We start from the raw sequence: 20,539 nt of genomic DNA, 5'->3' as shown, positions 1-20,539 counted from the left end.
CCATCGTTCCAGGGTCAGCCGATACGCCACGCCGGCAAGCGTTCGCTGCGCTTCCAGATGGAAGGCGCGAAACCAATCAACACCAGCGCCGCCAGCCACTTCGGTGAGGTGTTGAGCAGTGTCGAGGCAAGGGAACCATCGCCGGGGGCGGCCATTTCCTGCCACGGGTTGTAGCCCAGGTAGACGACGCTGCCAGCCCACCACAACAACGCCAGGCCGATGCCCACCAGCAACAAAGCCAGCGTGCGGCAGGTCCAGCGCTGCGACGTGGTGCCCCATTCCCGCGACGCTGCGATCAGCAGACCCACCACCAGCAGCGACACCAGTGCAACCAGCCCGATATCGACTTTGGGCCCGATGCGCTCATAAGTGCAGGCGCGACATTGCGCCTCATCCGCGGCAGTGGCGACGTCGGCGCCATCGGCCTGCCCGGCTGCGGGCTGTGCCAGCGCTGCAAACGGCATCAGTACCGCCAGCAGTGCCGCCATGATCCAACGAAACAACGTCCTGTTCCTGCGTGCAGCGACATCCATGCGCTTGTCCTTGTCAGGGTGGTTGATGCCGGGCCACGTTCCGAGGCCCCCGGCGGATCATAGCGCAGAGCCGGGCAGGATCGAAAACTGCGCGTGCCTCTACGGCTTGGGGAGTACCAGGGCCGGACGGGCGCTGGCCGATCGCCAGCCCGGTATGGGCCATGCCGCGCTACGGCATGCGATTGGCAGCTTCAGCGGGCTGGCGCCGGAATGCCCGGCTGCTTCACGCCGGCCGCGCCTTGGTCACCGCCTCGATGCGATGGCCCTCGGGGTCGACCACGAACGCGGCGTAGTAGAAGTCACCGTAATCGGGGCGCAGTCCGGGCGCACCATTGTCAGCGCCCCCGTTGGCCATGGCTGCTGCGTGGAAGGCATCCACCGCCGCTGCGGACGCTGCAGCGAACGCGAGGTGGAAGCCGGGGCCCGGCGCTGCGGCGTCATCACGCAGCTTCAGGCACAACGCGTCTTCATCATCGACCACCCCATAGCCGATCGCGGTCTCGTCCTCGAACACCCGGCGGTACCCGAGTGCGGCGAGCGCGGCGTCATAAAAGCGGCCTGCGATATCAAGGTCACGAACGCCGAGGGATAGGTGGTGCAACATGCGGACATCCTTGCCGGGCACGCAGTAGCGCGTTCGGTTGCATTCTAGCGCGCAGGTGGCGCGGCGGCCTTCAGCAACTGCGCTGCGACCTGGTCAAACGGGGCAATGTCCTGCAGTGCGCGGCACATTGCCACGGCGCCTTCCACGCTGGCGATCACCAGGCTGGCCAGCCCATCCGCCACAGCAGGTTGGTGGCCGTCGGCAATGAAGGCTGCGGCCAGATGCCCCTGCCAGCGCATGAACACCGCTGCGGCGGCCGCGCGCGGTTGGCTGGGAACCGCCTCGACCGGTTCCTCCACGGCAGCGGCCAGCACCGGGCAGCCGGCGCGGAATTCTGAGCGCAGCAGACGCTCGCGCCAGATCGCCAGGAACTGCTGCAGGCCCTGCACCGCCCCACCCTCCAGCAGCTCCATCAGCAGCACCTCCACCTTGTCGCCGGCCATGTGGGTGGCGCGCGCCAGCAGCTCCTGCTTGCCGCCGGGAAAGTGATGGTAGGTGGAACCCAACGGCGCCTCGGCCAGCTTGGTCACTTCACGGATACTGGTGGCATTGAGGCCCACCCGCGCCAGCATCTGTGCTGCGGCATCCATCACCCGTTGTGGCGCATCAGAGGGTCGCGGGCTCACGGCGGGCTCCTTGCTAAGACAATCGTCATAGATTAGCGTACCGGCGATTCTATAACAGTCGTCATAGCCATGAATCTCTGGTTCCGCCTGCTCCACCTGCTGCTGTGCAGCCTGTTCCGGCCGAAGCTGGAGGCGCCGTTCGGGGTCTCGCGGCTGCAGTTCCGGGTACTGCCCAACGACCTGGACAGCAACCTGCACATGACCAACGGCCGCTACTGGAACATCTTCGACCTGGGCCGGCTGGACCTGATCCTGCGCATGGGTCTGGGCCGGGTGGCACTGCGCGAGAAGTGGGCACCGATCGTCGGTGCCGGCACCATCCAGTTCCGTCGCGAGCTGAAGCCGTTCCAGCGCTTCACCCTGGAAACGCGCCTGGTGGGCTGGGTCGGCTCGCGCGGCATCATGGAGCAGCGCGTGCTGATCGGACCCGAGCAGAAGATCGCCACCCGTGCGCTGCTGGTCACCGGCATCTACGACCGTCGCGCGCGCCAGTTCCTGGGCATGCCGAAGATGATGGAGGCGATCGGCGTGGTTGCCCCGCCCTCGCCGCCGCTCAGTGCAGCCGCCGAGGCGCTGCTGGCGGCCGATGCGGCGTTGAAGCAGGACGATGCCTGAGCTTCAGGGGGCGGCCAGCGGCACCGCGTGCAGTTCGCGCGATACGACCTGGGTGCGCCCTCCCACGTGCAGCACGTACTCGAACGACTGCCGCATGCGGCTGTACGCGCCACCCTCCGGCACGCCGTAGTTGGCGCCCACGCTGAGGGTATGCCGGCCCGGCGGCAACGGCTTGAGCATCACCCAGTATCCGTCGGCGGCGGCCAGCCGTGAGTCTGCGTCATCGGCATCCATACGGAAGCAGCCTTCGCTGCGGACCCGATGCATGCGCATGTCGCCCAGGGGTTGGCCATCCAGCAGCACCACCGCACTGATCAGGTAATCGTTGTTGACCGCCGCTCCTGCCTGGAGCTCTTTGCAGGGCACCTGCTCGTCTGTCTGGAACTGCGCCATGTTGATGATCGGCAGCAACAGGTACTTGCCCGCTGGCACCACGCATTCGCGATGTGGCCGGAAACGGCCATTGGTGCCGGCCAGGTTCCAGACCGGGCCCTCCTGGCCCAGATCGCAGACTCGTCCATCCGGGTCGAGATAGGGCGCGCCGCCCAGGCTGTCGGTCCAGCGCCACCAGCGGGCGGTCCATTCGGCCAGTGAAACTCCGGCCACCGGCTCACGCGTCAGCGGCGAAGGCGCTGCCGTGTCTGCACTGAACGCCGGCACGGCCGCCAGCAGCAGTGCCATCGTTGCGCCGCTGCGGCGCAGCCATCCCTGGATTCCCTTCCGCATCACCCACCCCATCGTCCCTGGAGGCCACGCTGCGTGGCCGGCTTCGGGCCACTTTACCTCGACGGGCTGAATGCTGTGCATTGCGGCGCTGTGCCTACTCCGGCGCCATTGCGCGCCTGATTGCGTCCTCCGCCAACGGTGCCATCACCGAATAGCCCTTTGCGGTGGGATGCACGCCATCCTCGGCCAGCTGCGGATCCAATCCGCCAGCGGCATTGGCCATCGGCGTGTAGTAGTCCAGATAGACCAGCTGCTGCGCCTCGGCATAGCGCTTCAGTGCATGATTCAACGCGCGCACCTTCGGCGCAGGCGTGATGCCCCGCATCCACGGGTACTCGCTGACCGGCAGCACCGATGCCAGCACCACGGCGATGCCATGCGCGCGTGCCAGGTCCACCATCGCGTGCAGGTTGTCTTCAATCATCGCCTGCGTGGACGGGCCGGTGTTGCCGGCAATGTCGTTGGTGCCGGCCAGGATCACCACCACCTGCGGCTTCAGTGCCAGCACGTCCTGCGGGAACCGCACCAGCATCTGCGCCGTGGTCTGGCCACTGATGCCGCGGTTGAGCCAGCCCTTGCCGGGAAAGAACGCCGCGCTGCCTTCCCTGCCCCAGCCTTCGGTGATCGAGTCACCGAAGAACACCACGCGTGGTTGCCCCGGTACGGCGGCAGGCAGTCGTGCGTTGGCTTCACGATAGTGCTGCAGCTGCGGCCAATCGGCCAGGCGCTGCTGCATGAAACGAATCTCATCAGGGCGCAGCTGCTCTACAGGTTTGAGCAGCAACGGATTGACCGCGCCCGATTCGGCGGCCACGGCCGGAACGGTCACGCCGATGCCGAAGGCGATGGCCAACGTTCCGGCAAGCACAACAGGAATACGCATGGAGACTCTCCCGGTTCAGGGTGGCAGTCTAGCGCCCCGGCCTGCGTTCAACGTGCCGCCGACGGCGCGGCCACGCCGGTCACGTTGGCCGGCATCCACATGCCGGGCGTCCAGCCACTGGCAGCCAGGATTGCCTTCGGGTTGTCCTGCTGGATCAGCGCACGCACCGCATCGCGCTTGTCCTTGGCCTGCAGGTAATAGGCCTTGGCGATGCGGTAGCCCACCCAGTACCCAAGGTCATAGGGCTCCTGCGAACCGGGCTTGTAGTTGTACAGCCACGGCGACAGATCGGTACTGTCCACATCCAGCGCAAAGGCGCTTTCAATATGGACCTCGCGGCCGCGCGTCCACGCCGCATGGCGACTGTTGCCGACGTTGCCGGAAATCAACTCGGCGATGAATTCGGCGATGCCTTCGCCCAGCGAAACACGCAGCACCGTCGCATGCGGGTCGCCGGGCTCGAAATCGATCAGGCCGGTCTGCTGGATGTGCACGTACTCGTGCGCGATCACGTGCACGAAACGGTCCTGCACGTTGGGATTCATGAAATCGGCTGCACACAGCGCTTCCAGGCCGATGATCACCCCACTCTTCGAGGTCAACCCGACCGGCCGGCCACGGCCGACCGCGAGGGTCACCGGCGGGAACGCGGCCTGCGGATAGATCGCCTGCAGGTTGCCAAACACCTGCACCAGGCGCTGCTTGACCGCCGGCAGCTCCGCCAGGCAGCTGCGGCCCTGCGCATACACCCCGGGCTGGCTGGCAATGGCTTCGGCCATGCGTTCGGGCGTGACCCGGCGCGCCTTCGCCAGTTCACCCAGGCCCGGACTGCCTTCGGCCAGGTAAGCGGCCAGCTGGGCAACGCTGGGCTTGCCACCGGCGCTGTCGTAGAGCGCGTAGAAGCGGCTGGCATCTGTGGTGAGGATCTGCGGCCGCGGCGGGGTAGCCGCCGACGCCGCGCCGACCGCCCCGGCACAGGCCAGGGCAAGCAGGCAACGCGGGAAACTGGACATCGCTCCGTCCCTGGTGGAGTGCATGCGAAGCGCGCAATCTATCACTCCGGCCCGGCCACCGCAGCGGGCACATGCAGGCCCTTCGGGGCTGTGCCAGACTCACTCAGGCACCTGCCATGGATGATGGAGCACCGCACGATGATGATCGTTCCCGCGTACTGGGCCGAAGCCCGCCTGCAGGCCCGTTTTCGTGGCCGGCCGGTGGTCGTGCGCCGCTTCGGCTGGTCCGACGAGGGCCCTGCAGAGGCGCAGGCGCATGCCGACCGCCGCGCCAACGAGGCACTCAACGCGATCCTCGCCGGCCAGGCGCTGCCGCGTCGAGAAATCCGCAGCAACTATGGCGTGGAGGGTGTGCCAATCCGCGAGCAGATCGTGCAGCGCGATGGCGATGTCATCATCACCCGCAACAGCTACGGCGCGTTGTGCCTCAACAGCCCCGACGTGCTGTTTGCCGACATCGATCATGCGCAGCCACCAGCCGGTTGCGTGATACCGGCGATCGTCGCTGCGGTCGTGCTGCTTGCCGGTGCAGTCATCGGCACCCTGCTCTGGCACTGGCTGCTGGGCCTGGTCCTGGGCGTGGCGGCAGTGCTGCTGGTCAACGCGGCAGTGCTGATGCGGCGGAAGCAACGCCTGGCCGCCGCCGGCGGCGTTGAAGGACTTGCGTTGAAGCGCGTGGAGGCCTTCAGCGCACAGCACCCCGATTGGCACCTGCGTGCCTACCGTACGCCGGCCGGGCTGCGCGTGCTGGCGATGCATGCCACGTTCTCACCCGAAGACACGCTGCCGCAGGATTTCTTCAAGGCGCTGGGTACCGATCCGCTATACGCGCGCATGTGCCGGTTGCAGCATTGCTTCCGTGCACGGCTGACACCGAAGCCGTGGCGCGTCGGTCTGCGTTATCGCATCCGGCCGCCGGTGGCCGCGTGGTCAGCCGAACAAGCCAACAACCCGGACCGGTTGGCCTGGATTGCCGACTATGAAAAGAAGAGTGCCGGCTTTGCTGCGTGCACCTACCTGCGCAGCTTCGGCGACACCGCCCGGGTGCATGCCAAGGCCGAGCATGTGCGTGACCTGCATGACCGGCTGTCACGCGCGCAGGACCGGTTACCGCTTGCCTGAGCGCAACGGGCGCGCTCAGTCCGCGCCCTGCACGAACGGCTGCCCTGCCAGGGTGGTGCCCAGGCGCACCGCGATCTGTTGACCGTCCTTTCTGAAGGTGGTCGCACACTGCTTTCCGCCCTTCTGGCATCCGACTTCCGGAAAGCCCTCGAGTGACTCAAGCGCGCCCTGAACCGGACTCGCCTGCCACCCTGCCGCATCCATCAGGCGCTTGGCCTTGGCGTAGGGCATGCCGGCGACGATGCCCAGCTGCGTCAGCTCTGTGGGCAACGCTTGAGAATAGGCCGTTGGGATCGAGGCCAACGACAGCACTGCAGCGAGGAAGATGGCTTTCATTGCACCGATCTGGAACGAGCACACAGCCTGAGCCTAGCCTATTGGCATGACGCAGGAATGTGCCGGTAACACGTCGTTACCGAGTCTCCACAGTTGAATGCAGAGCACCTCAATCCGTTTACAGGCGAACGGCAGCCGAGCACGGGCTCGGCTCTACAGGATGCAGGAAGGCCGCCCTGAGGCGGCCTTCCTGTTCCCTTACTTGGCGTTCTTCACGTAGGTATCGAACCAGTTCAGCATTTCCGCCACCAGCTGCTCGTTCGATTCCAGCGCGGTGTACCAGTGCGGTTCGTTCGGCAGCATCACCAGCCGCGTGATGCCGCCGTTGCCTCGGATTGCCTGGTAGAGCTTGCGCGACTGGAACGGCTCGGTGCCCGGGTTGGCGTCGTCCTCGCCGTGGACCAGCAGCAGCGGCAGCTTGATCTTGTCGGCGTAGAAGAACGGCGACGCCTTCAGGTAGACATCCTGGGCCTGCCAGACCGATCGACGCTCGTTCTGGAAGCCGAACGGGGTGAAGGTCTTGTTGTACGAACCGCTGGTCGCCACGCCAGCCTTGAACAGGTTGGTATGGGCGATCAGGTTGGCGGTCATCAGGCCGCCATGGCTGTGGCCGGTGACGCCGATGCGGTTGCGATCGACCACGCCCATGTCCACGGCCTTGTCCACCGCCGCCTTGGCGTCGGCTTCCAGCTGCTCCAGATAGGTGTCGTAGGCGTTCTTCGGGTCACCCACGATCGGGAACGAGGCATTGTCGATGATCGCGTAGCCGGCCAGCAGCATCAGGCGGTACGGCTGCAGGCGGGTGAAGGTCTGCTGCGAACCGGATACCTGCCCCGCCTGCGCGGCGTTGGCGAAGTCGGCAGGATAGGCGTACAGGATCGCCGGCACGCGCTGGCCTTGCTTGTAGCCCGGCGGCGTGTACAGGGTGAACGACAGGTCCACGCCATCGGCACGCTTGTAGGTCACCAGCTGCTTCTTGATCTGGCGCACTTCCGGGGTCGGGTCGACCAGTTTGGTCAGCACCGTCGCGGTGGACGCGAACTGTGCCTCACCGGCCTTCGCATCGGCCACCGCCTCACCCTGCTGGCGGATGAAGGCGTTCGGCGGATCGATCACCGACTGGTGCCAGGTCAGATAACGGCCCGGCGTGCTGCTGAAACCGAGGAACTGTTCGTAGGCATCGGCACTGCTGCGGAACAGGCGCTCGCTCTTCAGCGTACCCAGGTCGAGGCGGTCCAGGAACGGACGGTCGCCCTGCGGCGACGCGCCACGGCCACTCAGGAACACGTGGTTGCCGTCCTGACGCACGACCTGCGCGCCATTCGGCAGGCGGGTGAATACCAGGTTGCCGGGGTTGCCGTACAGCTCATCGCTGGACATGTCCCACAGCAGGCGGCCTTCCGTCTTCGGCTGGTCCACATCGACGATGCGGGTCTGCATCCAGTGGCGGTTCTCGTCGTTCTCGAACTGGAACGCCACGGCCGGATCGGCGGTCCACGCGTAGCCTTCGAAGCGCTGTGCGGTGCGGGTGATCTCGACCGGCTTGCCGTTGAACGGCGCCTTCAGCATCAGCACCCGATCGCGATGCGGCACGTTGACCTTCCAGTCGCCCTTGTCCAGCGCTTCGGCATAGACCAGGGTGGCCGGATCGGTGGCACGCCAGTCGAAACCGCGCGGGCCTTCCGGTACACCGTGCACCGGCACGCGGTCGGCCAGCGGCAGGCTGGCGATCAGCGTGCTGCGGCCATTGCTGATGTCCAGCACGGCCACATCGTTGGCGAAGCGCTGGTAGGTCACCGCATGAGAGTACGGCGCCTTGATCGATTCGGTCAGCACGTGCACGCCATCGGGCGCGGCGCTGACTTCGTTGAACAGCGCCGGCTGCCCGACCGGGCGCACGTTGTTGGCGGCGGTATCGACCACGGCCAGCTGCGAAGCACCGTAATACGCGAACAGCTTCTCGTCATGCACGCTGGTCAGCGTGTCGCGGGCTTCATAGGTGCTGCTCTCGCCACTGCTGCCGAGCGACTCCTGAGCATCCGGGCCGGTCGGCACACCGCCATTGGACGGCGCCGGGCCCTGGTTGGCCGGCACCAGCTTCACCAGCAGGTTCTGACTGCCGCCCAGCCACTGCACGGTGTAGCCGAAGATCGGGTTCAGCTGCACGTTCGGCACCTGCTTCACCTGGCCGGTGGCGGCGTCGCCCACCCACAACTGCACGCTGCTATCGACCGCATTCTGGAAGGCGAAACGGCTGCCGTCGGCCGACCACAGCGCGCCGGTGGCGCAACCCTGCGGCAGGTTCACCTTGGTCTCCCTGCCACTGCCGATATCGACCAGGGTGAAGTCGGCTACGCAGGCCGGAATGCCGTAGCCACCGGGGGTGTCATGGCGGCTGCGGTTCTTCGGCTCCAGGCGCACGCCGGCCAGCTTCAGGTAGGGCTGGGCGACACGGCTGATCGACGGGTAGGTCTGCGCGGTGGTCAGCAACAGGCGCTGGCCGCCGGGGGCCACGTTCGGCGTCGGCGGCGGCGGCGCCTTCAGCACCTTGAGCAGGTGCTCCGGCGGTTTCGCGTAGTCGGCAAGCGCCGGGCCAGCGGCCAGCAGGCCGACGGTGGCAACGGCAACGGCCGCCGCCAGAGAGGTTCGACGGATGAGCATCCTTATCCCCTGGGTGTGAATGGGTACCCGGAATCGGGCATGGACCCGAATCTAGCACCGCAGGGGATGGGGTGAATGGGCCGGAAGGGCTAGAGGCCGGATGGGGCAAAGTGACAGTCCGGCAGCCGTTCCAGCATTGCCAGGCCCAGCCTGGCACTACTGTTGCGCGTGCAGGTCCCAGGTCGCCAGGTAGTCCGGGTCGACCACGATCATGCCGCTGCTGCGCATGCAGTACTCCCCCGGTTCGGCGGGGAGGTACTGGTCGAGCATCGGCGGCAGATAGCGCTCATGGCCGTCATTCTCGTCAGCCAGCACCACGCCTTCGTCGGCACTGATACGCAGCACAGTGCCGGCGTACTGCTCCAGCCCCTGCACCTGGCCGTCGCCGCCATAGCGGGTGACGCCGACCAGCACGACCTTGCCGATCATTTCTTCCACCTTGGCGTCGTCCAAGGGCGGCAGCATGGGAATGAATTCGTCGCTCATCGGTGCACCTCCGTAGCCTGCAGGACATCGTGGATGAGGTTTCCGCTTCGCAGTGCGCGCATCGCCAGCACCGGGGCACATGCCCGGCTGAAGCACCCGCATGGGAGCGCCAGCACGCCCGGAACCCGAGGGTTCGTGACACCGATGCTGCCACCGCAGACGGAACGGACAGGTGAAGGCCGAGTCCGCCCGATCGGGCCACCGGGTTCTGCCTGCACCCACGCTAGAATGCGTCCATGCGCACCGTACATGCCCTCCGCTACATCACCCCGCTACGCGAAGGCGGCTCACTGCCCGCCGTCGTCGAGACCGACGATGACGGCATGGTCGTACTGAAATTCCGTGGTGCCGGCCAGGGCCCGAAGGCGTTGATCGCCGAGCTGATCGCCGGTGAGATGGCACGCACGCTGGGCCTGCCGATTCCGGAAATCCTGTTCGTCGGGCTGGATCGCGAGTTCGCCCGCACCGAACCCGACCCGGAGATCCAGGAGCTGATCCGTGCCAGCGAGGGCCTGAACCTGGGCCTGGACTACCTGCCGGGTGCAATCAACTACGACCCTGCAGCGATGCCAGTGGACGCCGGCCTGGCCTCGCGCATCGTCTGGTTCGATGCGTTCACCAGCAATGTCGATCGCACCACCCGCAACCCCAACCTGATGGTATGGCACCGCAAGCTGTACCTGATCGACCACGGCGCGGCGATGTATTTCCACCACGACTGGGCCAGCGCCGGCGATGCCTGCGAGAAACCGTTCGTGCTGATCCGCGACCACGTGCTGCTGTCGTTCGCCAGCCGCATCGCCGATGTGGATGCAGAACTGGCTGCGCGCCTGACCGATGCCGAGATCGAGCGCATCGTCGGCCTGGTGCCGGACAGCTGGCTGGTGGATGAACCGGCGTTCGACAGCCCACAGGCCTATCGCCAGGGCTACATCAGCTATCTCAAGCACCGCCTGAAAGTGCGTGCGGTGTTCGTGCAGGAGGCCATCCGTGCCCACGCTGCACACGTATGACTATGCGGTCATCCGCGTGGTACCGCGGGTGGAACGCGAGGAATTCATCAACGTCGGGGTGATCGTCTCCTGCCCTGGCGCGCGCCATCTGGAAGCGGCCATCGAGATTGATCCTGCGCGCCTGCGGGCGTTCGCGCCGGCGCTTGATCAGGATGCACTGCAACCATGGCTGGACGCGATCGTGGCCATCTGCCGTGGCGACGCCAGCGCCGGGCCCATCGCGCAGTTGCCGGCGCGTGCCCGCTTTCATTTCCTCACCGCCAAGCGCAGTTCGGTTGTGCAGATGTCGAGCACGCATGTCGGCCGCACTGCCGATCCGGCGGGTGTGGTGGAACACTTGATGACGAAGATGGTACGGGTACCGGAATGAACGGCACCTGCCGCGTTCACAGTGGCAACCTTCGCGCGACGTAGTTGACCACATTACCGATCGCATCCGGATCGACATTGGCCAGGCCAACGATCACATAGCCCTGCGCCGGCAGCACTACGATGGCACTGTTCGATCCGGGCGCACCGCCTTCGTGGCCGTACTGATGCTCCCTGCCCTCGCCCTGCACCACGAAACCAAAGCCATACCAGCCCTTGTGGTTCTGCGCCGTTGTGGCCTGCTGCAGCAATGCAGGTGAAACCAGCTTCCCGCCTTGCAGTGCCTCGGCGAATTTCACCATATCGGCCACCGTGCTGTAGCCACCACCGGCCGACATGCCGCGCCAGGGCAGCGACTTCGTTTCACGGACCCATTGCCCATCGTGCTTCGTGTAAGCGACGGCACGCTGTGGAACGCTCACTGTTTCCGGCTCGAAGCCGGTGCCGGTCATGCCCACCGGGTGCAGGATGTGCTCCTCCACATATGCGTAGTACGACTGCCCCGATACCGCCTCGACGATGCGTCCCAATACGATGAAGCCATAGTTGGAGTAGCTGTCCTGGCTGCCTGGCGTGAACTGCGGCGCATCCCTGGCGAAGCGCTGCACGTAGTCATCCAGCGTCTTCAGGGACGCGGAATACTGTTCGAAATCATCGCCAAAGAAGTCCCCCAGGCCACTGGTGTGTGACAGCAACTCGCGCACGGTCACGCTGTTGGCGACAGCCTTGTTCGGATAGTCCGGCAAGTGCTTGCCGATCGTGTCATCGAGACTGAGCCTGCCATCCTGCACCAGCTGCAGGATGGCCACGGCGGTGAACATCTTGTTGGAGGACGCAAGGCGGAACTGCGTCTCCACGCCCACTGCAATTCCAGTGCTGCGATCGGCATCACCACCGCGCCAGTCCAGCAGCACCTTCCCATTCTGTGCCACCTGCAACGCGCCCGACAGCGCATCCTGTGCCCGCAGCGCCTCCAGCTTTGCTGTGACGTCGGCGATCAGGGCAGGCAATGCAACCCGTGCCGGCTTGTGCTTGTCCGGCGTTTCAGTGCCCTCGATCTGGAACTGCATCAGGTGCGACGGATTGGCCGGGTCCATGACGGCGGTCACCCACATCGCGCGTTCGTTCATCTGGCCCATCACCAGCAGCTTCGCTTGGCCGGGTGCACTCTCGGTTGATTCGAGTACGCGCAAGGGGCCTGTGCTTTCGCGGAATTCGAGATAGTCCTTGGGACCGCTGCCTTGCTTCTTCGCGTATCTATCGGCGAATGCCTGCAACCCCTCGAGGCTGCCCGCATTGAAGGCCGCAAGCCAGTCACCGATGGCGTCCTGCGCACGCGGATGTGCACGCACGCTGGAGGGGGCGCCCACTGCCGGAACAGCCCAAAGCGTCATCAGCACCGAACAGGCCAGTACTTTGCAGAGCAGCAGGCATCCAACGGCCTTCATGGCAGTTCCTTTGCGGGTATCCCTGGGCGCATCCTAGATCATGGAACCGCCCGCTGCATCCACGCCAGGGACTCTGCCGCAGCACCTCAACCGTGACGATGAACGCCTCGATGCGATGCCAATCGCCCCGCTCATGCGGCAGCGATTCCACGCCCATGCCGATCTGCCACCTCACCGCATCCGGGCCGTCGCGCCAGTAGTACGGCGCGCCATTGCTCCAGCCGCAACGTAGCGCAATACAGGCATGACAAAGGTCTCGCGCAGATAGGCTTCCACCTTCACTGCCTGGGCACCTGGAACGCGGTAGTGGGCCTGCATGGGTTTGATGCAGGACGCGTCGTCCTGGCTGCAGCCGCTGTATTCCAGGCCCGCAGGCTTCCGGCCCATCGCCTGCAGGAAATCCTGGCATTCGATATCCGGTCGCGCCAGGCCGTCCGCTCGCCCCTGCACTTCCCACGCGGCCAGCGCCTGCGCAGGCGTCTGCTGCGCAATCACGTTGGCGGCGAACAGCAATGCCGCCAGCCCCAGCAGCAAGCGCGCGCTACGCAGCGGCAACCGGCCAATCGTCTCAGGGCGATCCTTCGCAGGCAGTCGCAGGAATGCCAACCGATGCCGTGCTATCGCCGTGCCATCGTCTGCTCGCTGAAGCGTGCCACGCAGAAGTCCAGGAAACTGCGCAGCTTGGGCGTCAGCTGGCGGTCGCGCGGGTACACCAGGTTGATCCACGTCGACACCGGCACGTAGTCCGGGAGCACTTCCACCAGCTCACCACGCGCCAGCGCGGCGGCAAGCATTTCGTAGGGCTGCAGGATCAATCCCAGACCACCCACGGCCGCTGTCAGCAGCGGCTCGGCCTGATTGACCATGAAGCGGCTGGACACCGGCACGGTCAGCACGCTGCCACCGGCATCGCGGAAACTCCAGCGCGTGCGGATGATCGAATGCGCAAAGCCCAGGCACTCGTGCCGGCTCAGGTCATTGGGATGGGTGATGGCCGGGCGCGAAGCCAGATAGTCCGGCGAGGCGCACAGGACCAGTGGATACGGCCCCAACCGCCGCGCCACCAGCCCGCTGTCGGCCAGATCGCCAGTGCGGAATACCAGGTCGTAGCCGTCCTCGACGATGTCCACCAGGCTGTTGGACAGATTCAGATCGACCTGCACGTCCGGGTACTGCTGCATGTAGACCACCACCGCCGGGCCCAGTGCGTGCACGCCGAAGGTGACCGGTGCGCTGATGCGAAGGCGTCCCATCGGCCGCCCACGCGCCACTTCCGCCAATTGCTCGGCGCCCTCCACTTCCTCCAGGATCACCCGTGCCCGCGCCAGATAGGCCTGACCGAAGTCGGTCAGGCTCTGCTTGCGCGTGGTGCGGTTGAGCAGGCGCACGCCCAGGTGATGCTCCAGCGCCTGGATGTGCTTGCCGACCAGCTGCGGCGACAGGTCCAATGCCTCGGCAGCGGCGGCGAAGGAGCCGACCTCGGCCACCTTGGCGAAGGTCCGCAGCGGAACGATCAGGTCCATTGCAAACAATTGTTTTTCAATGAAACGCCAGATTACCCCTTATTGTGGTTGCAGACTACGCGCACAGTAGCGCTCACCCTTTCGCCGGCGCCCTCGTCGGCCCTTCCTCGGAGTCCCCCATGAGCCAGGTTGTCCGCATCCACGAATATGGCAGCGCCGATGTGCTGCGCATCGACGATATCGACGTTCCCGCCCCCGCTGCCGACGAGGTCCAGATCCGGGTCAAGGCCATCGGCCTGAACCGTGCCGAGGTGATGTTCCGCAACGGCGCCTACCTGCAGGAGGCGCCGTTCCCCAGCCGGCTGGGCTATGAAGCGGCCGGCATGATCGAGGCGGTCGGCAGTGCCGTGAGCGGATTCGCTGCTGGCGATGCGGTGAGCGTGGTGCCGCCGCTGGATATCGCCCGCTGGGGCACCTACGGCGAGCTGGCCAACGTGCCGGCACGACTGGCGGTCAAGCACCCGCAGGCGCTGGGCTTCGAAACGGCGGCTGCGGTGTGGATGCAGTACGTCACCGCGTGGGGCGCACTACTGGAGCAGGCGCAGCTGGCCGCCGGGGATTTCGTCATCATCACGGCTGCCAGCAGCAGCGTCGGCCTGGCCGCGATCCAGATCGCCAATGCAGTAGGTGCCACGCCGATTGCGGTGACCCGTGGCTCGCGCAAGCGCCAGGCGTTGCTCGATGCCGGTGCCGCCCATGTCATCGCCACCCAGGAGCAGGACCTGGCAGCCGAAGTGGCGCGCATCACCGGCGGTGCCGGCGCCCGCGTGGTGTTCGACCCGATCGGTGGCCCGCAGTTCGTGCCGCTGACCGAGGCAATGGCCCGTGGCGGCATCCTGCTGGAATACGGCGCGCTGAGCAGCGAACCCACCCCGTTCCCGTTGTTCAACGTGCTGGGCAAGTCGCTGACGCTGAAGGGCTACCTGTACTCTGAAATCGTCTCCGACGATGCCGCGCTGGCGCGTGCCAAGGCGTTCATCGTCGATGGCCTGGACAAGGGCACGCTGGCGCCGAAGATCGCGAAGGTGTTCCCCTTCGCACAGATCCAGGACGCCCACCGCTACCTGGAATCGAACGAACAGATCGGTAAAGTGGTGGTGACGCTGTAAACACCCTGCCGGTAGCGACGGGCCCACAGCGGGCACGTCGCTGCCGCAGGCTCAGGCCATTGAAGGCCCGCGGTTCTCATGCTGGCGGCTTTCGAGGGCGAGCTGGTGCTCGCGCTGCCGGTTGTCACCGGCCAGATCATTCACCGTTTCCTCCATGGAGCGCGCGGGTTGTGCCGTATCCACACTGGCGCGCTCACCGGGAATCAACCCGGCAACCCACAGGCGATCTCCAGCCATCATCACCCGGTCGACGCGCGCGGCATCATCGATGCCGTTGCGCTTGGACTCCAGCACTGCCTGCATGACGTGCTCGTCGCCGATGGTGCCAGGTACCCCCTGGCGGATGCGCTCGAACAGCGCTGCGTCCTTGGGCGAAATCGATCCCACGCCATTGGGCTGCGGTGCGGGCTCCGGCGCGGCCGGACCAGCGACCGGTGCATTCGCCGCTGCCTGCTGCCGCGCCTGCACCTGCTCCGGCTGGAACTCCGCCCGCGTATAGGGCGGACGCTGCGGCGGCCAGTTCTCCGCGCGGTCGAACTCGGTGGTCGGCGCATGCTCGCGAGCGACGGCGGCATCGTTCAACTGCCGGCGCGCATCCGCGTCGATGACGCCGCCGGGGCGCAGCGGCAGGCCATAGTCCTGCTGGAAGTTGCGCATGGCCGCCTGCATGCCGGCATCAAACGTGCGCGCATCGCGTTCGGCACGTGGGTTCGGTTCGGTCAGGTACCCCAACGCCTCCAGCTGCCGGCGCATTTCGAACACCGGCTCGCCCTTCTCACCGGGGCCCAGGTTGCCGTCGGCCAGCGGGCCGGTCAGGTCGGTCACCGTCCGGCGCTTGAAGTCCGGATCGACCGCCAGCGTGTCGCTGCGCATGCGTTCCAGCAGCGCATCGTCGATGCGGCCATTGGCCGGGCTGATACCCCGCTCGGTCTGGAAGCGGCGCACGGCCTGCTCGGTGGAGGCGCCGAAATCACCGTCGGGCTTGATCGCGGCATTGGCGTTGTTGCGGATGTCCATGCGCTGCAGGTACTGCTGCGCTTCCAGCACGTGCTGGTTGGCGTCACCCCGGTGCAGGTCCATCGCCCCGGTGGGCGCCTGGGGGGTCGGCACCGGCATCTGGAAGCCTGGTTGCTGCACACGCTGGACCAGGCCGGCAACCTGGGATTCCCATTCAGTGGCCCGTGCGGCGATGGCGTCTGGATAGGGACTGCCGTTGTTCAGCTCACCGCCATTGACCGAGGCCCGCGCCTGCCGGTAGTCGGCATGGTTGGCGTTGACGTTGTCGGACAGCCGCGCACCGAACAGGCCGTCGCGCATCCCCACCACCAGCACCTTGGTGGCGATGTCTGCCTGGGCAGCCCGTTCCGGATGCTCGACCAGCTCGCGGCCCATTCCCAGCGCCTCGCCCAGCCGCTCGTAGTTGTTGACGTGGGTGAGGTGGGCAAAGCCCCGGCCGAAGTACTCCTCGCCGCCGAAGTAGCGCAGATCCACCGCCTGCTTCCTGCCCCAGTCTTCCTCGGGCGCGGCGAAATCACGCGACTCGTGCTGCGCCGTGGCCAGCACATAGGCAATCTGCCGATGGTCGGTAATGCCGTTGTCGATGCAGGTACGCACGATCATCTCGACCGACTGGTCCCGGGTCAGGCCGAAGCCCACCCCGCCTTTTCCATAGCCTTCGCTCATCCTTCAGCTCTCCAGTTCCGGAACGCATCCGTTCGTCGGGGAAGACCTACTTCAGCAGGTCCGATTCGGTAGGGGCTTCGCCCCTGCAGGTGTCATAGCGGCGCTGCAGCAGCGTGCGCGGCTCGGTTCCGCGCAGCTCGATGACCTTGTCCTCGCGCTCGCACGGGCTGACCTTCGCGCGAAGCACGAACCGCCCATTGTCGATATGGTCGATGTCGCGCCCACCGATGGCCGCTTCCAACGCCTTGGCACGCACATAGCGGTTGCGCTTGGGATCGAACAGGTAGAACGCATGCACCGGAACGTTGTAGACACCGCTGTTGTCCTGCCACACCTGCAGGTCCGGCACGCCATCACCATTGAAATCCGAAACGGTCAGCAGCACGGCGGTCGCGCCCTGGGCACCGGTGCCGGCGCGGGTCAGGCGCGGCTGCACGTCCGTGACCACCACGTTGCGCCCACCACGGGTCACGCCCATGCTCCGCACCTGGCAGGTCGTCACGTTGTCGGTGCGGCTGCAATCGGTCACCTGGAAGACCACCTGCAGTGCCGGTGTGAGCCTGCCCTCGCCGGGCCGCAGGACGATCCTGCCCTGCTTGTCGGGCGCGGCATCGGCGGTATGCACAGCGGCCTGCGCCGGCGCCGGGGCCGCCTTGGCTTCCGCCACCAGCGCCGCCGCACCGCCGCCCTGCAACTGGCGGGCACGCAGCAGGGTCATGTGCGTGCGGCATTGCTGTGAATCCAGCTGGGCAACGGCCGTGCCGCCTTCCGGGCAACGGCTGTCGCGCTGGCGCAGCCATTGCCGCTGCAGATCGCGCAGCACCTGCTGATCACTGGCGGTCAGTGTGGCGCGCGCCGCGCTGTAGGCGGCATTGAGTGCATCGTCGTGCACCTTGAATTCAGCGTCGGCACAACGGCGACGGGCGTCCAGCGCGGTGCCTGCGGCCGCCATGCAGGGCGCATGGGCGGGGCTCAGATAGCGCGCATCGCCTGCGATCAGTTCGGCACCGCTGGGCACCTTGCGTGCGGCGGGCTGGGGCGACGCCTGCGCGCTTGCCCACAGGCAGGGGCCAAGCAGAAGCAGTCCTGCCAGCAACCGGGTGGCACGCCCCGGCAGGCGTTCAGAGTTCAGCATGCGTTTCCTTCCCTGGGGGCGTTGGCCGGCCCCGTCCTGTTCCGATGATGGATGCTGCCCGGTCGCCAGCGCAACTTCAGCGACAGCGGTCACAGCCCCGCGTGCGTGTTCAGGCTGGCGATCGCTAGTTCGGCAGGGCGAAGGCCATCACGTAATCGCCGTTCGGGGTTTCCATGAAATGATGGCCGCCGGCCATGATCACCACGAACTGGCGTCCGTCCTGTTCATACACCATCGGCGTGGCCTGCCCGCCTGCGGGCAGCTTGGCATGCCACAGCTCCTTGCCGGTCTTCAGGTCGATGGCGCGCAGCAGGTCATCGGTGGCCGCAGCGATGAAGATCAGTCCGCTCGCGGTCACCACCGAACCACCGTTGTTCGGCGTGCCGATCTCGATCGGCAGGCCGGAACGGATGCCGAACGGACCATTGCCGCGCGCACTGCCAAATGGCCGATCCCACAGCAGCTTGCCGGTGCGCAGGTCGATGGCACGGATGCCGCCATAGGGCGGCTGCTTGCACAGCAGGCCGGTGAACGGCAGGCGCCAGCCTGCGTTGACGTCGATAGCGTACGGCGTGCCGACCTGCGGGTCGCCGGCCCCCTCGCCCCTCCCCTTGTCGGCGCGCACCTGTTCACGGGGCACCCAGCCCTTGCGGTCCGCCTCCGCACGTGGCACCAGCCGGTTGTAGTTGGGCATATCGTTGTAGTTGGCCACGATCACGCCGCGTCGCGTGTCGATGGACACGCTGCCCCAGTCCGAGCCGCCGTTGTAGCCGGGATATTCGATGGAATGGCGCTCGCTGCTGGGCGGCGTATAGAAACCTTCGTAATACGCCTTGCGGAACTGGATGCGGCAGACCAGCTGGTCAATCGGGGTGATGCCCCACATGTCGAGCTCGGTCAGGTCATGCTCGCGACGCAGGGTGTGGTACAGCGAGAACAGCTGGGTGGGTGAACGCTGCTCGGGCTCGACCCCACCCACCGGTACCTTGCGCTCTTCGGCAGCGGTCAGCAGCTGGCCGGTGCGGCGGTCGAGGATATAGAGGTCCCCCTGCTTGGTCGGCAACAGGATCGCCGGCACCTTGCCCGCCGCCGTCGGGTAATCGATCAGGCTGGCCTGCGAACCCAGGTCGTAGTCCCACACGTCCTTGCGCACGGCCTGGAAATGCCAGGCCGGCTTGCCGGTGGCCACATCAAGGGCCACCAGCGAGGTCGAATAGCGGTTCTGGCTTTCGGTACGCGAGCCGCTCCAGTAGTCGCCTGCGGAATTGCCCAGCGGCAGATAGACCAACCCCAGCGCCTCATCACCGGTGGCCGTGGTCCACATGTTCGGCGTGCCGCGCGTGTAGGTCTGCCCATGCGGCGGCAGGCCGCTGCGTTCAGGCTGGTCCATGTCCCATGCCCAGCGCAGCTTGCCGGTGATCGCATCGTAGGCCTGGATCACGCCCGACGGTGCATCGCGGCGCTGCCCATCCAGCACCTGGTGACCAGTGACGATCACCCCACGCACGATCGCCGGTGGCGAGGTGATCGAAACATAGCCCGGCGGGACCTCGCCCATGCCCAGGGTGATGTCGACCTGGCCGTTGTTGCCGAAGTTGGCGCAGGGACGGCCGCTGTCTGCATCCACTGCAATGATGCGCCCGTCCAGCGTGCCTTCGATGATGCGTGCCCAGCAGGCCGGACGGCTGCCCGGCGCGGCGCGGCGGCTCACGCTGGGCGGCGGCTCGGGCAACGCGAGATCGGCCGCGGCATCGGCCAGCGTGGCATCGGCCAGGATCGGCGTCGCCGGTTGCTCGTAGTAGCTCACGCCGCGGCAGGCGGCGGTGTACGGGATCGAAGCGTCCTTCACCTTCGGATCGAAGCGCCATACTTCCTTGCCACTGGCGGCGTCGAGCGCGATCAGGCGGTTACGGGCAGTGCACAGGTACAGGCGGTCGCCGATCTTCAGCGGCGTGGTTTCCGCACCCCAGCGCTTCTTCGGCAGGTCACCGGTGCGGAACTGCCAGGCCAGCTGCAACGTGGCCACGTTGGCCGGGGTGATCTGCTGCAGCGGCGAATAACGGGTGGCGGCATTGCTGCGGCCCCACGCCGGCCAGTCTCCCTCGGCAGGCTGGTCGGCCGGTTGCAGGCCGGTGGTATCCCGCGTGGGTTCCAGTCCGGCACTGGCCGCGCCTTCCGGGAACGGCTGGTGACCGTCCACTTCACCATGCGGTGCGAACGCCAACCCGAAGGCAGCGACGAACACCAGCATCAGGACGCCCGCCACGCTGCGCGACAGGCGCTTTGAAACCGGTTCGCGAAGGGTCGGCGCGAGCAGCGCCAGCACGATGCCGAGCGCGGTCACCAGGCCCAGCCGCGGCACCCAGCGCCAGTAGTCGCTGCCCGATTCCCACCAGGTCCACAGCAGCGTGCCGACGAACACCAGCGCATACAGCAGCGCGCCGCTGCGGCGATTGCCGAACAACAACAGGCCACTGGCCAGAAGGCCGGCCCCGGCGATGGCGTAGTACCCCGACCCGCCCAGGCTGAGCAGCCACGCGCCGAGCCCGCCGATGACCAGGCCGAGCACGACCAGCAGCAGCGACAGCACGGTAACGAGAGGATGCCGGGAGGCGCGGACGGGAGCAGGAGCGGACTGCGGCGTGGCGGACATC

The 20,539-nt window shown here is 66.5% G+C and carries 20 protein-coding genes; 5 read left to right on the top strand and 15 right to left on the bottom strand.

The window, feature by feature from the left end; all coding sequences use genetic code 11:
* Positions 1–14: 14 nt before the first annotated feature.
* The 3 genes from AC5P66_RS15065 to AC5P66_RS15055 form a co-directional block, all read right to left on the bottom strand.
* Positions 15–533 (bottom strand): hypothetical protein, encoded by a 519-nt coding sequence (locus AC5P66_RS15065; RefSeq protein WP_495216476.1) that lies wholly within the window; start codon positions 531–533, stop codon positions 15–17.
* Between the two features lie 223 nt (positions 534–756).
* The gene (locus AC5P66_RS15060; RefSeq protein WP_049435333.1) at positions 757–1,137 is read right to left on the bottom strand and encodes a VOC family protein; all 381 of its coding nucleotides are present in this window, start codon (positions 1,135–1,137) and stop codon (positions 757–759) included.
* A gap of 44 nt (positions 1,138–1,181) precedes the next feature.
* Positions 1,182–1,763: a TetR/AcrR family transcriptional regulator gene (locus AC5P66_RS15055; RefSeq protein WP_049414658.1), complete on the bottom strand. Its 582-nt coding sequence runs from the start codon at positions 1,761–1,763 to the stop codon at positions 1,182–1,184.
* A gap of 69 nt (positions 1,764–1,832) precedes the next feature.
* Between AC5P66_RS15055 and AC5P66_RS15050 the strand changes: the two genes are divergently transcribed.
* Positions 1,833–2,378: a thioesterase family protein gene (locus AC5P66_RS15050; RefSeq protein WP_049397600.1), complete on the top strand. Its 546-nt coding sequence runs from the start codon at positions 1,833–1,835 to the stop codon at positions 2,376–2,378.
* 3 nt (positions 2,379–2,381) lie between these two features.
* Here the strand turns inward: AC5P66_RS15050 and AC5P66_RS15045 are convergent, their stop codons facing one another.
* The 3 genes from AC5P66_RS15045 to AC5P66_RS15035 all read right to left on the bottom strand — a co-directional run bounded on the left by AC5P66_RS15045 (position 2,382) and on the right by AC5P66_RS15035 (position 5,000).
* On the bottom strand, positions 2,382–3,059 hold the full coding sequence (locus AC5P66_RS15045; RefSeq protein WP_111096621.1) for a hypothetical protein: 678 nt from the start codon (positions 3,057–3,059) through the stop codon (positions 2,382–2,384).
* A 139-nt stretch (positions 3,060–3,198) separates the two neighbouring features.
* On the bottom strand, positions 3,199–3,987 hold the full coding sequence (locus AC5P66_RS15040) for an SGNH/GDSL hydrolase family protein (protein ID WP_049414662.1): 789 nt from the start codon (positions 3,985–3,987) through the stop codon (positions 3,199–3,201).
* Between the two features lie 47 nt (positions 3,988–4,034).
* Entirely contained in the window at positions 4,035–5,000 is a 966-nt protein-coding gene (locus AC5P66_RS15035; RefSeq protein ID WP_495216475.1) for a DUF2268 domain-containing putative Zn-dependent protease, read from the bottom strand.
* 138 nt (positions 5,001–5,138) lie between these two features.
* On the opposite strand from AC5P66_RS15035, the gene AC5P66_RS15030 reads away from it, so the two are divergent.
* Entirely contained in the window at positions 5,139–6,122 is a 984-nt protein-coding gene (locus tag AC5P66_RS15030) for a membrane protein (protein ID WP_049414669.1), read from the top strand.
* Positions 6,123–6,137: 15 nt separating this feature from the next.
* On the opposite strand, the gene AC5P66_RS15025 is transcribed toward AC5P66_RS15030, so the two are convergent.
* The 3 genes from AC5P66_RS15025 to AC5P66_RS15015 form a co-directional block, all read right to left on the bottom strand.
* On the bottom strand, positions 6,138–6,458 hold the full coding sequence (locus AC5P66_RS15025) for a hypothetical protein (protein ID WP_049414665.1): 321 nt from the start codon (positions 6,456–6,458) through the stop codon (positions 6,138–6,140).
* 198 nt (positions 6,459–6,656) lie between these two features.
* Positions 6,657–9,119 (bottom strand): S9 family peptidase, encoded by a 2,463-nt coding sequence (locus AC5P66_RS15020; protein WP_100478374.1) that lies wholly within the window; start codon positions 9,117–9,119, stop codon positions 6,657–6,659.
* Between the two features lie 156 nt (positions 9,120–9,275).
* Positions 9,276–9,605, bottom strand: coding sequence for a hypothetical protein (locus AC5P66_RS15015; protein ID WP_049414859.1), 330 nt, complete (start codon positions 9,603–9,605; stop codon positions 9,276–9,278).
* 236 nt (positions 9,606–9,841) lie between these two features.
* Here AC5P66_RS15015 and AC5P66_RS15010 point away from each other — a divergent pair, with 236 nt between their 5' ends.
* Positions 9,842–10,618 carry a HipA family kinase gene (locus tag AC5P66_RS15010; RefSeq protein WP_495216474.1) on the top strand — a complete coding sequence of 259 codons (777 nt, stop codon included), beginning with the start codon at positions 9,842–9,844 and terminating at the stop codon, positions 10,616–10,618.
* A complete protein-coding gene (locus AC5P66_RS15005) occupies positions 10,596–10,988 on the top strand; it encodes a DUF3037 domain-containing protein (RefSeq protein ID WP_049439568.1) in 393 nt (130 codons plus the stop codon). Before AC5P66_RS15010 ends, AC5P66_RS15005 begins: the two co-directional genes overlap by 23 nt.
* A gap of 16 nt (positions 10,989–11,004) precedes the next feature.
* On the opposite strand, the gene AC5P66_RS15000 is transcribed toward AC5P66_RS15005, so the two are convergent.
* The 3 genes from AC5P66_RS15000 to AC5P66_RS14990 form a co-directional block, all read right to left on the bottom strand.
* Positions 11,005–12,435, bottom strand: a complete 1,431-nt coding sequence (locus AC5P66_RS15000; RefSeq protein ID WP_134709516.1) for a serine hydrolase domain-containing protein — start codon at positions 12,433–12,435, stop codon at positions 11,005–11,007.
* Positions 12,436–12,606: 171 nt separating this feature from the next.
* On the bottom strand, positions 12,607–12,990 hold the full coding sequence (locus AC5P66_RS14995; RefSeq protein ID WP_241900335.1) for a DUF4952 domain-containing protein: 384 nt from the start codon (positions 12,988–12,990) through the stop codon (positions 12,607–12,609).
* 62 nt (positions 12,991–13,052) lie between these two features.
* Positions 13,053–13,958, bottom strand: coding sequence for a LysR family transcriptional regulator (locus AC5P66_RS14990; RefSeq protein WP_049439564.1), 906 nt, complete (start codon positions 13,956–13,958; stop codon positions 13,053–13,055).
* A gap of 119 nt (positions 13,959–14,077) precedes the next feature.
* Between AC5P66_RS14990 and AC5P66_RS14985 the strand changes: the two genes are divergently transcribed.
* On the top strand, positions 14,078–15,067 hold the full coding sequence (locus AC5P66_RS14985) for a zinc-dependent alcohol dehydrogenase family protein (protein WP_495216473.1): 990 nt from the start codon (positions 14,078–14,080) through the stop codon (positions 15,065–15,067).
* 51 nt (positions 15,068–15,118) lie between these two features.
* On the opposite strand, the gene AC5P66_RS14980 is transcribed toward AC5P66_RS14985, so the two are convergent.
* From AC5P66_RS14980 to AC5P66_RS14970, 3 genes are all read right to left on the bottom strand, one after another.
* Entirely contained in the window at positions 15,119–16,750 is a 1,632-nt protein-coding gene (locus AC5P66_RS14980; RefSeq protein WP_099486636.1) for a peptidoglycan-binding protein, read from the bottom strand.
* A 46-nt stretch (positions 16,751–16,796) separates the two neighbouring features.
* A complete protein-coding gene (locus AC5P66_RS14975) occupies positions 16,797–17,885 on the bottom strand; it encodes a lysozyme inhibitor LprI family protein (RefSeq protein WP_049439558.1) in 1,089 nt (362 codons plus the stop codon).
* Positions 17,886–18,009: 124 nt separating this feature from the next.
* A complete protein-coding gene (locus AC5P66_RS14970; RefSeq protein ID WP_495216472.1) occupies positions 18,010–20,538 on the bottom strand; it encodes a membrane-bound PQQ-dependent dehydrogenase, glucose/quinate/shikimate family in 2,529 nt (842 codons plus the stop codon).
* Position 20,539: the final 1 nt, after the last annotated feature.

This window comes from Stenotrophomonas sp. YJH_SMC_122 (assembly GCF_059369535.1).
This window is presented reverse-complemented; position numbering and strand designations above follow the sequence as displayed.

What these genes read in the sequence shown, in the direction of transcription:
- AC5P66_RS15065 (WP_495216476.1), bottom strand. Translation starts at nt 533, where the DNA reads ATGGATGTCGCTGCACGCAGGAACAGGACGTTGTTTCGTTGGATCATG.
- AC5P66_RS15060 (WP_049435333.1), bottom strand. Translation starts at nt 1,137, where the DNA reads ATGTTGCACCACCTATCCCTCGGCGTTCGTGACCTTGATATCGCAGGC.
- AC5P66_RS15050 (WP_049397600.1), top strand. Translation starts at nt 1,833, where the DNA reads ATGAATCTCTGGTTCCGCCTGCTCCACCTGCTGCTGTGCAGCCTGTTC.
- AC5P66_RS15045 (WP_111096621.1), bottom strand. Translation starts at nt 3,059, where the DNA reads ATGGCACTGCTGCTGGCGGCCGTGCCGGCGTTCAGTGCAGACACGGCA.
- AC5P66_RS15040 (WP_049414662.1), bottom strand. Translation starts at nt 3,987, where the DNA reads ATGCGTATTCCTGTTGTGCTTGCCGGAACGTTGGCCATCGCCTTCGGC.
- AC5P66_RS15035 (WP_495216475.1), bottom strand. Translation starts at nt 5,000, where the DNA reads ATGTCCAGTTTCCCGCGTTGCCTGCTTGCCCTGGCCTGTGCCGGGGCG.
- AC5P66_RS15030 (WP_049414669.1), top strand. Translation starts at nt 5,139, where the DNA reads ATGATGATCGTTCCCGCGTACTGGGCCGAAGCCCGCCTGCAGGCCCGT.
- AC5P66_RS15025 (WP_049414665.1), bottom strand. Translation starts at nt 6,458, where the DNA reads ATGAAAGCCATCTTCCTCGCTGCAGTGCTGTCGTTGGCCTCGATCCCA.
- AC5P66_RS15020 (WP_100478374.1), bottom strand. Translation starts at nt 9,119, where the DNA reads ATGCTCATCCGTCGAACCTCTCTGGCGGCGGCCGTTGCCGTTGCCACC.
- AC5P66_RS15015 (WP_049414859.1), bottom strand. Translation starts at nt 9,605, where the DNA reads ATGAGCGACGAATTCATTCCCATGCTGCCGCCCTTGGACGACGCCAAG.
- AC5P66_RS15010 (WP_495216474.1), top strand. Translation starts at nt 9,842, where the DNA reads ATGCGCACCGTACATGCCCTCCGCTACATCACCCCGCTACGCGAAGGC.
- AC5P66_RS15000 (WP_134709516.1), bottom strand. Translation starts at nt 12,435, where the DNA reads ATGAAGGCCGTTGGATGCCTGCTGCTCTGCAAAGTACTGGCCTGTTCG.
- AC5P66_RS14990 (WP_049439564.1), bottom strand. Translation starts at nt 13,958, where the DNA reads ATGGACCTGATCGTTCCGCTGCGGACCTTCGCCAAGGTGGCCGAGGTC.
- AC5P66_RS14985 (WP_495216473.1), top strand. Translation starts at nt 14,078, where the DNA reads ATGAGCCAGGTTGTCCGCATCCACGAATATGGCAGCGCCGATGTGCTG.
- AC5P66_RS14980 (WP_099486636.1), bottom strand. Translation starts at nt 16,750, where the DNA reads ATGAGCGAAGGCTATGGAAAAGGCGGGGTGGGCTTCGGCCTGACCCGG.
- AC5P66_RS14975 (WP_049439558.1), bottom strand. Translation starts at nt 17,885, where the DNA reads ATGCTGAACTCTGAACGCCTGCCGGGGCGTGCCACCCGGTTGCTGGCA.
- AC5P66_RS14970 (WP_495216472.1), bottom strand. Translation starts at nt 20,538, where the DNA reads ATGTCCGCCACGCCGCAGTCCGCTCCTGCTCCCGTCCGCGCCTCCCGG.